The sequence below is a fragment of the Micromonospora sp. NPDC047740 genome, from assembly GCF_043204735.1.
In the GTDB taxonomy this organism is placed as follows: Bacteria; Actinomycetota; Actinomycetes; order Mycobacteriales; family Micromonosporaceae; genus Micromonospora.
In genome coordinates this window covers 85,207-97,658 of sequence record NZ_JBIDCT010000003.1, presented here as the reverse complement: position 1 = coordinate 97,658, position 12,452 = coordinate 85,207, and the positions used below count along the sequence as shown (strand labels likewise).

Annotated in this window: 12 protein-coding genes; 3 read left to right on the top strand and 9 right to left on the bottom strand. The window is 72.4% G+C overall.

Translation table 11 applies throughout. The annotated features are described in order from the left end of the window. The first annotated feature begins 58 nt into the window (after positions 1-58). From ACGF4F_RS07420 to ACGF4F_RS07410, 3 genes are all read left to right on the top strand, one after another. A complete protein-coding gene (locus tag ACGF4F_RS07420; RefSeq protein ID WP_357442211.1) occupies positions 59-451 on the top strand; it encodes a MerR family transcriptional regulator in 393 nt (130 codons plus the stop codon). Continuing rightward, positions 421-783: a thioredoxin gene (trxA, locus tag ACGF4F_RS07415; protein ID WP_357442209.1), complete on the top strand. Its 363-nt coding sequence runs from the start codon at positions 421-423 to the stop codon at positions 781-783. Before ACGF4F_RS07420 ends, trxA begins: the two co-directional genes overlap by 31 nt. Positions 784-870: 87 nt before the next feature. Continuing rightward, positions 871-1,047 carry a hypothetical protein gene (locus ACGF4F_RS07410; protein ID WP_357442208.1) on the top strand — a complete coding sequence of 59 codons (177 nt, stop codon included), beginning with the start codon at positions 871-873 and terminating at the stop codon, positions 1,045-1,047. 93 nt (positions 1,048-1,140) lie between these two features. On the opposite strand, the gene ACGF4F_RS07405 is transcribed toward ACGF4F_RS07410, so the two are convergent. The 9 genes from ACGF4F_RS07405 to ACGF4F_RS07365 all read right to left on the bottom strand — a co-directional run bounded on the left by ACGF4F_RS07405 (position 1,141) and on the right by ACGF4F_RS07365 (position 12,442). Continuing rightward, positions 1,141-3,513 (bottom strand): glycosyl hydrolase family 65 protein, encoded by a 2,373-nt coding sequence (locus tag ACGF4F_RS07405; RefSeq protein WP_357442206.1) that lies wholly within the window; start codon positions 3,511-3,513, stop codon positions 1,141-1,143. Beyond that, positions 3,510-4,259 (bottom strand): beta-phosphoglucomutase family hydrolase, encoded by a 750-nt coding sequence (locus ACGF4F_RS07400; protein WP_357442205.1) that lies wholly within the window; start codon positions 4,257-4,259, stop codon positions 3,510-3,512. The genes ACGF4F_RS07405 and ACGF4F_RS07400 overlap by 4 nt, the downstream gene beginning before the upstream one ends. 47 nt (positions 4,260-4,306) lie before the next feature. Next, a complete protein-coding gene (locus tag ACGF4F_RS07395) occupies positions 4,307-4,774 on the bottom strand; it encodes a DUF4442 domain-containing protein (RefSeq protein WP_357442204.1) in 468 nt (155 codons plus the stop codon). Positions 4,775-4,827: 53 nt separating this feature from the next. Beyond that, complete coding sequence (locus ACGF4F_RS07390; protein ID WP_357442203.1) at positions 4,828-5,208, bottom strand: VOC family protein; 381 nt, start codon at positions 5,206-5,208, stop codon at positions 4,828-4,830. Between the two features lie 54 nt (positions 5,209-5,262). Beyond that, complete coding sequence (locus ACGF4F_RS07385) at positions 5,263-6,567, bottom strand: ABC transporter ATP-binding protein (RefSeq protein ID WP_357442202.1); 1,305 nt, start codon at positions 6,565-6,567, stop codon at positions 5,263-5,265. Positions 6,568-6,692: 125 nt separating this feature from the next. Further along, the gene (locus ACGF4F_RS07380; RefSeq protein ID WP_357442201.1) at positions 6,693-8,882 is read right to left on the bottom strand and encodes a bifunctional glycosyltransferase family 2 protein/CDP-glycerol:glycerophosphate glycerophosphotransferase; all 2,190 of its coding nucleotides are present in this window, start codon (positions 8,880-8,882) and stop codon (positions 6,693-6,695) included. A 16-nt stretch (positions 8,883-8,898) separates the two neighbouring features. Next, positions 8,899-10,851 carry a DUF5941 domain-containing protein gene (locus ACGF4F_RS07375; RefSeq protein ID WP_393075697.1) on the bottom strand — a complete coding sequence of 651 codons (1,953 nt, stop codon included), beginning with the start codon at positions 10,849-10,851 and terminating at the stop codon, positions 8,899-8,901. Further along, complete coding sequence (locus tag ACGF4F_RS07370; protein ID WP_073839119.1) at positions 10,848-11,591, bottom strand: ABC transporter ATP-binding protein; 744 nt, start codon at positions 11,589-11,591, stop codon at positions 10,848-10,850. Before ACGF4F_RS07370 ends, ACGF4F_RS07375 begins: the two co-directional genes overlap by 4 nt. A gap of 23 nt (positions 11,592-11,614) precedes the next feature. Then, positions 11,615-12,442: an ABC transporter permease gene (locus tag ACGF4F_RS07365; protein WP_357442199.1), complete on the bottom strand. Its 828-nt coding sequence runs from the start codon at positions 12,440-12,442 to the stop codon at positions 11,615-11,617. Positions 12,443-12,452: the final 10 nt, after the last annotated feature.

Sequence of the window (12,452 nt, the reverse complement as noted above, 5' to 3'; positions counted from 1 at the left end):
TGCCTTGACGTTGGCGGCAAGGTTTAGCGTGGCGAACACGGCGGGCGAGGGAGGTCGGATGCGCATCGGTGAGCTGGCGGAACGTGCCGGTACGAGCACCCGGACCCTGCGGTACTACGAGACCCGGGGGCTGGTGCGGCCACGCCGCTCCGCCAACGGCTACCGGATCTACGACGAGGCGGAGCTGCGCGTCGTCCACGAGATCCGGACGCTGCTGGCGGTGGGCTTCGGCCTGGACGACATCCGCCCCTTCGTGGCCTGCCTGCGAGCCGGCAACAGCTCCGGTGACGTCTGCCCGGATTCGGTGGCCGTGCTGCGGCGCAAACTCGCCGAGGTGGACGACTATCTCGACCGGCTCGGCGCGGTCCGCCGACAGCTGCACGACCAGCTCGCCCATGCGATCGCCCAGCGGGAGGAAACATGCCTCAGGACACGGCCCAGGGCCGACTGACCACGGTCACCGACGAGACGTTCGCGGCCACGGTGCTGCCCGGCGACCGGCCGGTGGTGGTCGACTTCTGGGCCGAGTGGTGCCCACCGTGCCGGACGGTCTCCCGGCACCTCGCCGAGCTGGCCGAGGAGTTCGGCGACGCGCTGCACTTCGTCACGCTCAACTCGGACGAGAACCCGGAAACCACGCGCGCGTACCAGGTGATGTCGTTGCCCACCATGCTGGTCTTCCGGGACGGGCAGGTGGTCGGCTCGATCGTCGGTGCCCGGCCCAAGAACCACCTGCGGCTGAGCTTCGGCCGGCACGTGGCGGGCTGGCAGCCGCCGGCCTGAGCCGCCGTTTGCCGCCGGACCGATCGGGAAGGCGCGCAGTGACCACGGACCGGCGCAGCCGCGCCCCGACCGATCGCGAGGATCGTCATGGCACAGCAGGACAGGTCCCGGCAGCAGGCCGCCGAACAGAAACGCCGCGAACAGGACGCCCAGCGCACCCGGGAGTGGGCGGACGAGGCGGCGCAGGCGCGTACCGCCGACGACCCGCGGGCGATGTCACCCCGGGACGCCGCCGGCCGGCCGTCCAACGGCCGCCAGTTTTGACGTACCCGAGTTCGACGAGGTCGCGGTGCGCCTGACGCCCGGCCGCGACCTGGAGCAGTGTCCCGGCCCCCGCAATGCGGGGGACGGGACGTCTCAGGCGAAGTGTTCCGGCAGGTGCAGCAGGGGCGCCCGGCCCGGCGGCTGCTCCGGCGGCGGACCGGACGGGTGAGCCGGCGGCACCGGCACGGTGACCGGCTGATCGCCGGTGACCTGGATCGTCTCGCCGTGGTGGCGCAGCTCCAGCACGGTGTCCGGGCCGGCGTGCCGCAGCGAGTACGTCGTCTGGTGCGGCCGGACGTCCACCCGCAACCGGATCGACCGCCACTGCATGGAAAACTCCAGGCGGCTGAGCCGGCTGGACAGCCGGGGCGAGAACGACAGCGTCCCGTCGTGGTCGCGCAGCCCGCCGAAGCCCGCCACCAGGGCGATCCAGGCCCCGGCCAGCGAGGCCATGTGCACCCCGTCGCGGGTGTTCTCGTTGAGGTCGTGCAGATCCATCAACGCGGCCTCGCGCAGGTAGCGGTGGGCCAGCTCCGGGTGGCCCACCTCGGCCGCCATCACCGCCTGGGTGCAGGCGCTCAGTGAGGAGTCCCGGACCGTCCGCCGCTCGTAGTAGAGGAAGTTGCGTACCTTCTCCTCGCCGGTGAACGCGTCACCCCGCCAGTGCATGGCGAGCACGAGATCCGCCTGCTTGATGACCTGCTTGCGGTAGAGGTCGAAGTACGGGTAGTGCAGCAGCAGCGGGTACTTCTCCGGCGGGGTGTGCTCGAAGTCCCACTCCTGCAACCGGGTGAAGCCCTCCACCTGCTCGTGCACCTGGAGTTCGTCGTCGTACGGCAGCTGCATGGCGTTCGCGGCGTCCCGCCAGGCGGCCGCCTCCTCGTCGGTGACCCCGAGGTCGAACGCCTGGTCCCGGTGGCGCATCGCGCAGTCGGCGGCGGTGAGCAGGTTCCGCTGCGCCATCAGGTTGGTGTAGATGTTGTCGTTCTTGACGGCGGTGTACTCGTCGGGGCCGGTCACCCCGTCGATGTGGAACCGCCCGTACCGGTCGTGGTGGCCCAGCGAACGCCACAATCGGGCGGTCTCCACCAGCAACTCCAGCCCGATCTCCCGTTCCGTGCCGTCGTCGCCGGTGGCGAGCACGTAGCGGCGCAGCGCGTCGGCGACGTCCGCGGCGATGTGGAACGCGGCCGTCCCGGCCGGCCAGTACGCCGACGACTCCGGTCCCTCGATGGTCCGCCAGGGGAACGCCGCCCCCTTGAGGTTCAAGGTGCGGGCCCGCTCGTGGGCCTGCGGCAGCGTCGAGTGGCGCCAGTAGAGCGCGTCCCGCACCGCGTTCGGCTGGGTGTACGTGAGCACCGGCAGCACGAACATCTCGGTGTCCCAGAACGCGTGCCCGTCGTACCCGGGGCCGGTGAGTCCCTTCGCGGAGATCGGCCGGCGTTCGGCCCGGGCACCGGCCTGGAGCACGTGGAAGAGCCCGAACCGGACCGCCTGCTGCACCTCCGGGTCGCCCTCCACCCGCACGTCGGCGGCGTCCCAGAATTCGTCCAGGTATTCCCGCTGCGCCCGGCGCAGCCCGTCCCAGCGGTCCAGCCGGGCGGCCGCCAGGGCCGCCCCGACCTGGTCGCGCAGCCCGGGCAACGACCGCTTGCTGGACCAGCCGTACGTCAGGTACTTGACCACCCGCAGCGTCTCGCCCGGCCTGAGCACACAGCCGATGGTGGTGCGGACCCAGTCCTCGTACCCCTCGGACTCGATCGTGGTGCGCTCCGGGCCGCTCACGTCGTGCGCCATCTGGGCGGCCACCCGCAGCCCACTGACCTTGGTGCGGTGGATCAGCAGGCCGCCGTCGTCGGTGGTCAGCTCCTCCTCGGCCTGCAACGGCGACTCCAGCACGGCGGCCACCCGCGGGTCGCGGCTCTGCGGCGGCAGGGTCTCGTTGGCCACCAGCTCGGACTGGAGGATCAGCCGCATCGGCTCCCCGACCGCCTCGACCTCGTAGTTGATCGCGGCGACCGAGCGCTGGGTGAACGACACCAGCCGGGTGCTGCGGACCTTGACCTCCCGCCCGGCCGGCGACCGCCAGTGCAGCTCGCGGTGCAGGGTGCCGGCCCGCAGGTCGAGGATCCGCTCATGGGAGAGGAGTTCGCCGTAGCGGACGTCGAGCGGTTCGTCGTCGACGAGCAGCCGGATCAGCTTGCCGTTGGTGACGTTGACGATGGTCTGACCGGACTCGGGAAAGCCGAAACCGGCCTCCGCGTACGGCAGCGGCCGCAGCTCGTAGAAGGAGTTGAGGTAGGTGCCGGGCAGTCCGTGCGGCTCGCCCTCGTCCAGGTTGCCGCGCAGCCCCACGTGCCCGTTGGACAGGGCGAAGACCGACTCGGACTGGGCCAGCACGTCCATGTCGAGCCGCACCTCGCGGACGTGCCACGGCTCGACCGGATACGCGCGCTCCCGGATCATCGGACCGGCTCCGTCATCAGCTCGGCCAGGTCGGTCACCACGACGTCGGCGCCGTGGGCGCGCAGCTCGTCGGCCTGGCCGACCCGGTCGACGCCGACCACGTATCCGAAGTCGCCGGCCCGGCCGGCGGCCACGCCGGCCAGCGCGTCCTCGAACACGGCCGCGTTCGCCGGTGGCACGCCGAGCAGTTCCGCCCCAGCCAGGAACGTGTCGGGGTACGGCTTGCCGCGCAGCCCCCGCTGGCGGGCGACCAGCCCGTCCACCCGCGCCTCCAGCAGCCGGTCCAGCCCGGCCGCCGCCACCACGGCCTGGCAGTTGGCGCTGGCCGAGACGACCGCCCGGCGGAGCCCGGCCCGGGCCGCCGCCTCCAGGTAGCGCACCGAGCCCTCGTACACCTCGACCCCGTCGGTGCGCAGCCGCTTGAGCAGGATGACGTTCTTACGGTTGCCGACCCCGTTGACCGTGTCCGCCTCCGGCGGGTCGTCCGGCGTGCCCTCGGGCAGGCTGATCCCGCGGGAGGCCAGGAAGGAGCGCACACCGTCGGCCCGCTGTCTGCCGTCGACGTACCGGTTGTAGTCCGGCCCGGGGTCGAACGGACGGAACGGCTCCCCGGTGGCCGCGGAGCGTTGCCGCAGGAACGCGTCGAAGGTCTCCGCCCAGGCTGCGTTGTGCACCTTGGCGGTCTGCGTGAGCACACCGTCCAGGTCGAAGAGACAGGCGGTCACGTTGGCGGGTAGGCCCAGCACGGTACGAATCTATCCACCGAACCGGCCAGGCAAACCCGATTCGGGCGTCAGCGGTTCGGACGGAGCGTCCAGGTCACGGTCAGCACCGAGGTGGTGGTGCCGTCCTCGGTGCCGATCTCCACCTCGACCGGGAACTCCGGCCGCTGTCCCGCGTCCAGCTCGGCGAGCACCTCCGCCGGGGTGCGTCCCAGCCGCGCGGTGGCCAGCACCGGCCCCAGGGCGACCTTCTGGTACGCGATGGTCGCCGTCACGGCCAGCGGCACCGCCCGGTCGAGCACCTGCCCGAACGCGGCGAGCACCACCGCGCCGGAGGCGGTCTCCCCGAGGGTGAACATGGCCCCGGCGTGCGGGCCGCCGACGTGGTTGCGGTGCTCAGGGGCGTCGGGGAGCCGGACCGTTGCGCGTACCCCGCCGTCCGCCTCCGGCGCCACCTCGATGAACTCGATACCGAGCGTGCGGGCGAACGGCACGGCCTCCAGCAGACCGGCCGCCACCTGGCGAGAGTCGATGGACATGCCCGCACGCTACTCGTCGGTAACTTCGCCGGCAAGAGCGACCGAGCCCCGGTCTATGCGGTGGGATGCCGCTCGGCCTCGCTGCGCACCACACAGAACTCGTTCCCCTCGGGGTCGGCCAGCACGACCCAGCCGCTGCCGTCCGGCTCACGTCGATCGACGACGACGGTGGCACCGAGCCCACGGACCCGCTCGACCTCCCGGTCGCGCAGGACGTCCGGTTGCAGGCAGATGTGCACGCGGTTCTTCACGGTCTTCGGCTCCGGCACCCGCTGGAAATAGAGCCTCGGGCCATCGGGTGGCTCGATGACGAGCTCCTCGTCGTCGGGCTCGAACTGGGGGTCGAGGGGGCAGTCGAAGACCTTGGCCCAGAACTGCGCCAGCTCGTACGGGTCGGCACAGTCGAACGCGACGTTGCGGATGGCAATCCCCATCCCGACACCGTCGAGCCGCGCGGAGAAGCGGTCAACTCAATTCGGCCGCCCCGCTCAGCGCCAGCCGACGTCGATGCGGTCGCCGCGCTCGTCGAAGAAGTGCAGCGCGTCCATCCGTACCTGGACCGCCAGCGGGTGCCCGGCCGACACCGCCGGGTACGGGGCCAGCCGGACCGCCAGTTCCGCCGGGCGGCGGTGGTGCCGGCCGGGGTCGGTGAGCACGCTGGCCCGGTTCACGCCGCTCGGCGGCGCGGAGATCGGCGCGTCGCCGGCCCGTCCGGTGAGGCGCTGCATCACCTGACCGAAGCGGCGCAGCCCCCGCTGGCCCGGCTCGCCGGTCTCCACCGGGGTGCCCATCTCGTCCACCACGATCGCGGTGGCACCGATGTCGAGGAAGGCCAGCGACTCGTGGCCGTGGTGCTCCAGGTAGCGGATCCGGCCCTGGAGCACGTGGCCGGCGGTGCCGGGGGCGACCGGGGTGAGCCCCTCGGCCCGCAGCCCGACGACGATCCGCTCGCCGTGATAGTGCGCCACCGCCCGGGAGCGGATGTCGTCCCAGGGCAGGTAGAGCGACTGCTCGCCCAGGCTCAACGCCACGTACCGGTCGAGATGGACATAGACCGACGCCTCCAACAGGTTCATCCGGGGGCTGCCGAGGAACGCGGCCACGTAGAGGGTGGCCGGCCGGCCGTACACCTGGGTGGGGGTGCCCACGTCCTGGAGCACGCCCTTGCGCATGATGGCGACCCGGTCGGCCATGGTCAGCGCCTCGGCCTGGTCGTGCGTGACGTAGATGGTGGTGACGCCCAGCTCGCGGGTCAGCCCGGAGATCTCGGCGCGCAGCTCGGCCCGCAGGCCGCTGTCCAGGTTGGAGAGTGGCTCGTCCATCAGGAACAGCCCGGGGCGGCGGACGATCGCCCGGCCCATCGCCACCCGCTGCCGCTGGCCGCCGGAGAGCTGGCTGGGCTTGCGGCCGAGCACGTCCGCGATGCCGAGCGCGCTCGCCACGTCCTGGATCCGCTCCCCCCGCGGGGCCTGGTCGACGCCGGCCAGCCGCAGCGGGAAGCCGATGTTGTCGCCGACGGTCATGTGCGGGTAGAGCGCGAAGTCCTGGAAGACCATGGCGATCTTCCGGTCCCGGGGCGGCAGGTCGTTGGCGACCTCGCCGTCGAGCATCACCGCGCCCGAGGTCGGGTCCTCCAGGCCGGCCACCATCCGCAGGACCGTGGACTTGCCGCAGCCGGAGGGGCCGAGCAGCACCATGAACTCGCCGCCATTGACGTCCAGATTGATGGTGTCGACCGCGACTGTCCCGTCCTGGAACACCTTGGTGACATCCTTGAGCGCGACGGTGGTCACCGTCTCCTCCCCAGCTCGTCGGGCCGAACCCGGGAATGACTGTGACCAAAATCATCGAATCCGCACATCGGGTAAACGTGTGATGTTCGACTCGTGACCGTCCTATTAAGGCGTTCGGAGCGGTTTCAGGCCGGCTCGTCGAGGAAGACCCGGCGGACCACCCGCTCGGCGGCGTGGCCGTCGTCCAGCGCGCAGAACCGGGCCCGGAACCGCTGCCGGGCCTGCTCGGCCGCCGCGCCGCGTACCGCGCCGGAGCGGAACACGTCGAGCAGGGCCGGGAAGTCGAGGGCCACCGCGCCCGGCGGCTCGACGAGCACGTCGAGGTAGACCCCCCGGGCCACCCGATACGCGTCCCAGTCGGGGGCGTAGACGACGATCGGCCGGTCCAGCACGGCGTAGTCGAACATCGCCGAGGAGTAGTCGGTGACCAGCACGTCCGCGGTGAGATACAGGTCCTCCACCCGGCCGTGGTCGCTCACGTCCAGCACCCCGCCGGCGAACCGGCCGCGCGGACGCCGGTCCCGGTCGTGGAAGTAGTGGCTGCGCATCAGCAACCGACCGGACGGGCCGAGCACGGCGCGCATCCGGTCCGGGTCGAACGGCGGCCGCCAGCCGGGCAGGTGCTCCCGGTGTGTCGGCGCGTAGAGCACCACGAACTCATCGGGGCCGATGCCCAGCCCGGCCCGGGCCCGGCGGCACTCCGCCGGGGTGGCCGTGGCCAGCCGGTCGTTGCGCGGGTAGCCGACCTCCAGCGTGGTGTACCCGGCCGGGTAGGCCCGCTCCCACATCTGCGTCGAGAAGCTGTTCGAGCTGACGCTGTAGTCCCAGCGGTCCACCCGGCGCAGCAGGTCGGCGAAGTCCATCTCCATCGCGCCCATCGGGTACCGCTGCTGGTCCAGCCCCATCACCTTGACCGGGGTGCCGTGGTGCGTCTGCAGGTGCACCGAGCCCGGTCGCTTCCGGACGAAGTCCGGGAAGTTCACGTTGTTGACCAGCCAGCGGGCCCGGGCCAGCACCCGGTAGTAGGCCCGGGTGCCGGCGACCACGTACTCCACCCCGGGCGGGAGGGTGTCGACCCGGTCCCGCCGGACGATCCACACGCCGCGTACCTGGGGGGCGAGGCGGCGCGCGGCGGCGTAGATCGCGGCCGGGTTGCAGGCGTACCCCCGGTACCAGTACGCGGCGTAGACGGCGAGGCTCGGGTCGAGCGGCCGGCGTAACTCGACCCGGTAGTACTCGCCCAGCGCGGCGTCCCGGGCCCGGCCGGCGGTCCGCCGCGCCACCGGCAGCACCCGCCGCCGGGCCCGGCGCGCCGAGCGCCGCGCGGTCTCCTCGGCCTGGTGGGCACCGCGCAGCGCGCTGAACGTACGCCATCGCCCGGCCGCCACCAGTCGGTGCTTGAGCCCGTCCACGCCGGGTGGCACCGGGTAGCCGCCGGGCGGCCGGAGGCGCACGTAATCCTCGTGGATCTGGGTGAAGAAGGCGGGCCGCAGCTCGGGGGCGATCCGCGCGCCGTTGCCCAGCACGGTCAGGTAGTGCCAGATCATCCGCTCGAAGACCGCGGGGCGCAGCGGTTCCATGTCCGGCCCCCACCGGTCCATCAGCCGGAACACCCGATGCCACTGGGCGAACACCTCGAAGTGCCGGTCGCCCCGGGTACGGGTGATCGCCCCGGTCCGGCGCTGCCGGTAGTTGAGGCAGACCCGGTCCAGCACGCCGATCCGCTCGGCCGCCATCAGCACCGGGTAGCTGAACGAGACGTCCTCGTACCAGCCGGGCGCGAAGCGCAGCCCCCGCTCGACCAGGAGCTCCCGCCGGACCAGCTTGTTCCAGGCGGTGTGCAGCAGGCCCAGCGTCTCCGGCCGGTCGCGCAGCCGGAACGTCGCCTCGCCGGGCGGCTCGGGGAACACCTCGGCCATCGCGCTGCGGGTGCCGAGGTTGTTCCAGTGCGCCCGGACGTGGTCGACGATCAGCACGTCCGGACGGGTGGCCAGCAGCCGGTCGGCCACGTGCGGCAGGCAGCCGGGGACCAGCCAGTCGTCGCCGTCGATGAACCAGACGTACGTGCCGGTGGCCCGGTCCAGCCCGGCGTTGCGGGCCGGACCGAGCCCGGCGTTCTCGGCGAGCCGGACCGGCCGGACCCGGGGATCGCGCTCCGCGTACTCGGCCAGGATCTCGCCGGTGTGGTCCGGCGAGGCGTCGTCGACCCCGATCACCTCGAGATCGTCGTACGGCTGGTCGAGGATCGAGTCGAGACACTCCCGCAGGTAGCCCTGCACCCGGAAGGCCGGTACGACGAAGCTGAGCAGAGTCATCCCGGCCGGCCCTCCGTCAGCCCGGCGAGCGGTCACCCCCACCCACCGGGACCGGCGTGCGTCGGGCGCGGGCCGGCAGGACCGCCCAGGCGAGGACCACGCTCGCGACAAAAACCACGAGAAGGTACGTACCGAGTGTAACCAGACCGATACTCGCGTATCCGACGAACGCCGCCACCGTCAGCAGCGCCGACCGCCCCTCCCAGCCGAACGTGGCGGGATGCAGCGGCGGCGCCACCTGCCGCTTCTCCAGCCGGGCGGTCAGGTCGTAGTGGTGCAGGGTGAGCACGAAGACGTACCCGAAGATCAGCCAGGCGGGCGCGCGGCCGGCCACACCGACGGCGATCGCGAACAGGTACTCCCCGGCCCGCAGCGCGGCCGGGACCAGCCAGTCCAGCGGCCCGTCGTGCGCCGCCCGGGCACCGAACCCGGCGACCAGCAGCACCAGCAGCCCGACCGGCACCGCCCAACCCGGCAACCGGTGGCCGGCGTGGACGGTCGACAGCGCCCAGAGCAGCAGCGCCGCCGCGCCGAGCGCGCCGAGCACCGCCACCACCAGCGGACCGCGCACCACCGGCAGCGTCCGGGCCAGCGGCCCGTCGTCGCGGTGCAGGGTGCGGTCGACCGTCGCCATCACCGGCACCCGCATCCAGCGGGCCCGCAGGGTCCGCAACGCCCCGGTGTACGCGAACGCCAACGTCCCCCAGGCCAGCACCGCGCAGAGCGCGACCAGCGGGCCGAAGAGCGCGGCGGTCACCGCCATCAGCGCCCACCGCTCGCCGATCGGGAAGACCACCGTCCGCTTCAGCCAGTACGACACCGACCCGGTGTCCGCCTGCACCTTCGTCGAGGCGGCGTTCAGCTTGCCGCCGATGCCGCCGGCCTCCCCGGTCGCCGGGCGGGGCCGCCGGGCCGCCTCGTCGTGCAGCACGCCGTACCAGGTGTCGGTCATGTGCCGCACGGTCTGCAGGGTCATCGCGGCGATCGCGAGGGCCCAGCCGTACCGGAAGCCGGCGTGGGTGGCGCCGTAGCCGAGGCCGGCGTAGACCACATACTCCTTCGCCCGGTCGGCCATGGTGTCCAGCCAGCCGCCCCAGGCACTGAACTGCCGGGTGTAGCGGGCCAACTGGCCGTCCACGCAGTCGAGCACGAAGCCCAGGTAGAGCAGGACCGCCCCGGCGACCAGCGCGGGCCGCCCGCCGACGCCGAAGAGCACCGCGGCGGCCACCGCGAAGACCACCGAGATCATGGTCACCGCGGTCGGGCTGAGCCGCAGCCGGGCGGCGGCCTTCGTCACGTACGGGGACCAGGTGCTGACGAAGAACGTGGTGAAGAAGTCGTCCCGCTCCTTCACCGACAGCCGCAGCTCGGCCCGGTCCTCGTCGACCGCCTGCACGGCCACCTCGGCCGCGCGCAGCTCCGCGGCGGTGCCGACCCGGTGCGCCACGAGCAGGCGTACCCGATGGGCGAAGATCAGCGGGCCGCACGCCGTGAGTTCGGCGAAGAGCCGGTCCACCGCGGACGCCGGTCCGCCCTCGGCACCGGCGACCGCCTGCGCGGCGGCGGCGAGGGCCGGCAGGTCGTTCGGGCCGACCCGCAGCGCGCCGCCGAACACACCGGTCGCGTCCGCCAGGTCGCCGGCCGCCACCACCTGGCCGCGCTCCTCCCGGACCGTCACCTGCCCGTCCCCGGGCGGGTCGGTGAGCACCAGCGCCACTGCGGGCCCCACCGGGCTGGTCGCCAGGTGCCGGAGCACGGCCGTGTGCGCCACCAGGTCGGCCCCGCTGACCAGCACCGGGCCGCTCGCGCCGGCCACCAGCGAGGCCAGCTCGAGCAGGTCGGTGGCCACCCGCACGTCGCTCGCCCCGGCCCGCCGCCACTGCCCGGCCAGCCGGTCGACGAGGCGCTCCCCGGCCTCGGTGGTCAGGCCCGCCGCCGGGTCGGCGGCGAGCACGATCGCGAGGGTCACCGCTGCGCGGCGCTGGCGTACGCGTGCAGCGCCTCGTCGATGGTCCCGTCGACGGTCAGCCGCCCCGCGTCGAGGTAGAGCCCCCGACGGCAGAACCGGGTGAGGTCCTTTTCGTTGTGTGACACCAGCACCAGCGTGCGCCCTTCCGCGAGAAGTCGCTCGATGGTCGCATAGCACTTCGCGCGGAACTCCGCGTCCCCGACCGCGGTCACCTCGTCCACCAACAGGATGGGGTGGGGCAGGTGGGCGATGACCGCGAAGCCCAGCCGCACCTTCATCCCCGACGAGTAGTGCCGGACCGAGGTGTCGATGGACCGCTCGACCTGCTCCCCGGCGAACGACACGATCTCGTCGAAGTGGCGCCGCAGGTAGCCCGTCGACAGCCCGTGCAGCCCGCCCACCAGATACAGGTTCTCCCGGCCGGTCAGGTCGTTGGAGAAGCCCGCGGACAGCTCCAGCAGCGGGGCCACCTCGCCGCGTACCCGGATCCGGCCCTCGTCCGGGATCAGCACCCCGGCGATCAGCCGCAGCAGGGTGCTCTTGCCGGTGCCGTTGCGACCGACCACGCCGACCGTCTCGCCCGGCTGGATCCGGAACGACACGTCGCGCAGCGGCCAGAACTGGCCGGCGTCCGAGTTCCGCCCGCCCCGGTGGATCAGCAGCTCCCGCAGCCGCAGCTGGCGGCGCCGGTTCCGGACGAACCGGATGCCCAGCCCCGCCGCCTCGATGATGGCCGTCATGTCGCCTCGATGCGGGCCGTCATTCAGAGTTCCTTGAGCACGGCCGGTTCCAGCCGGCGGAACGACCACCAGCCGACCGCCAGCACCAGCACGCTGCCCACCACGGTGATGGTGAGCAGCCGGGCGTCGGGGAACTGGTCCGGATACCAGATCGCGTGGTGCAACTGGAAGATGCCGACCAGCGGGTTCAACTCGTAGAGGAGCTTGATCCAGGCCGGCATGCCCGAGCCGCGGACCAGGCCGAGCGGGTAGATGATCGGGGTGGCGTAGAAGAGCACCCGGATGATCAGCCGCATGAAGCGCTCGATGTCGCGCATCAGCACGTTGAGCGCCGACAGCAGCAACGCGACCCCCGCCAGCAGCACGAACTGCACCGACACGGCCAGCGGCAGGGCGAGCAGCGTCCACCCGACGTGGATCTTCCCGTGCATCGCGTAGACCGCCGCGATGCCGGCCAGGATGGGCAGGCCGGCGGCGTACTCGGCGAACCGGCCGGTGACCCGGCCGATCGGGAAGACCTGCCGAGGCAGATTCATCGTGGTGATCAGCCGAGCCTGTCCGGTCAGCGCGTTCGTCGCCTCGGTGAGCGCCGAACTGGCCCACATCCAGGCGAAGATCCCGGTGACCAGGAAGAGCGGGTACGACCCGGCCGCGTCGCCCAGGTGCCCCCGGGTGGCGCCGGAATAGAGCACGCCGAAGACGAACCAGTAGATCAGGCCCATGCCGAGCGGCTCGATGAGCGACCAGAAGTAGCCCAGCACGGACTGCTGGTACTTCACCGCGAGGTCCCGCTTGACCAGGATGCGCAGCGAGTTGCGGGCCGACCAGAGCGCGGCGACGCCTGTCGTCACCGTCCCATCG

Coding starts and splice junctions, on each gene's coding strand:
- ACGF4F_RS07410 (WP_357442208.1), top strand. CDS start 871: ATGGCACAGCAGGACAGGTCCCGGCAGCAGGCCGCCGAACAGAAACGC.
- ACGF4F_RS07420 (WP_357442211.1), top strand. CDS start 59: ATGCGCATCGGTGAGCTGGCGGAACGTGCCGGTACGAGCACCCGGACC.
- ACGF4F_RS07405 (WP_357442206.1), bottom strand. CDS start 3,513: ATGATCCGGGAGCGCGCGTATCCGGTCGAGCCGTGGCACGTCCGCGAG.
- trxA (WP_357442209.1), top strand. CDS start 421: ATGCCTCAGGACACGGCCCAGGGCCGACTGACCACGGTCACCGACGAG.
- ACGF4F_RS07380 (WP_357442201.1), bottom strand. CDS start 8,882: ATGACTCTGCTCAGCTTCGTCGTACCGGCCTTCCGGGTGCAGGGCTAC.
- ACGF4F_RS07390 (WP_357442203.1), bottom strand. CDS start 5,208: ATGGGGATTGCCATCCGCAACGTCGCGTTCGACTGTGCCGACCCGTAC.
- ACGF4F_RS07395 (WP_357442204.1), bottom strand. CDS start 4,774: ATGTCCATCGACTCTCGCCAGGTGGCGGCCGGTCTGCTGGAGGCCGTG.
- ACGF4F_RS07370 (WP_073839119.1), bottom strand. CDS start 11,591: ATGACGGCCATCATCGAGGCGGCGGGGCTGGGCATCCGGTTCGTCCGG.